This is a genomic window from Vibrio sp. Vb0349, from assembly GCF_033338975.1.
Genome location: NZ_JAWOTS010000385.1, coordinates 1 through 1,099, shown reverse-complemented (window position 1 = coordinate 1,099; position 1,099 = coordinate 1). Strand labels below are relative to the sequence as shown.

The 1,099-nt window shown below is 47.0% G+C and carries 1 protein-coding gene and 1 pseudogene; both read right to left on the bottom strand.

All coding sequences use genetic code 11. The features are described from left to right. Nucleotides 1-935 (bottom strand): pyruvate carboxylase subunit B (locus R7Q47_RS26045; RefSeq protein ID WP_318090235.1); only part of this gene is annotated, 935 nt, incomplete at its 3' end. 32 nt (nt 936-967) lie between these two features. Then, a pseudogene (locus R7Q47_RS26040) lies at nt 968-1,099 on the bottom strand (oxaloacetate decarboxylase subunit gamma); the annotation flags it as partial.

Sequence of the window (1,099 nt, the reverse complement as noted above, 5' to 3'; positions counted from 1 at the left end):
TGCTCTTTTAGCTGACCTTCCATATTCGTCAACATACCGCCTGGCACTTGAGCGATAAGGATACGGGAATCCACGCCTTTTAGTTGCCCTTCCCACTTCGCGTATTTCTTACGTACTTCACGGAAGTAGGCTGCAATAGGTTCTAGTTGATCAAGTTTCAGGTTGGTGTCGCGCTCAGTACCTTGCAGCATTGCTACAACCGTTTCTGTCGGAGTATGCCCGTAAGTACAGCTCATAGAAGAAATAGCCGTATCGAGGATGTCGATACCAGCCTCTACCGCTTTGATTGCCGTAGCGGTAGAAAGACCAGTGGTTGCATGGCAGTGGAGTGCCAGTGGTACATCACAAGAGGCTTTGATGCGTGTGATTAGCTCTTGCGCTTCGTAAGGCTTTAGCAAGCCAGACATGTCTTTGATACACAGAGAATGACAACCGAGATCTTCCAAACGCTTTGCTAAATCAACCCAAGTATCCGTATTGTGAACAGGGCTTGTTGTGTATGACAGGGTGCCTTGCGCATGAGCGCCAACATCTACCGCCGATTTCACCGCTTTTTGGAAATTGCGAACATCGTTCATCGCATCAAAGATACGGAATACATCCATACCGTTGGCATGAGCACGCTCAACGAACTTTTCTACTACGTCATCAGCATAATGGCGATATACTAAAAGGTTTTGACCAAGAAGTAGCATTTGCATTGGTGTATTTGGCATCGCCTTTTTCAACTCACGTAGACGCTCCCAAGGGTCTTCCCCAAGGAATCGAATACACGAATCAAACGTTGCACCACCCCAGGTTTCTAGGGACCAGTATCCAATCTTATCCAACTCAGCTGCGATAGGCAGCATATCTTCGATACGCATACGCGTAGCAAATAGTGATTGATGGGCGTCTCGAAGGACCACATCGGTAATAGCTAGTGGTTTAGACATGCTCTTAAACTCCTTTTTAATCCTATATTCGGCTACTTCGCGATTGAAGCGCGATGTTGATGAATCGCCGCTGAAATCGCTGCCACTACTTGTGGACTAACAGCTGAAGAGGTTGATTGAACTTTGGTATTTGTTTTTGGTGCTGCGATCGGCTCTGGTACTTC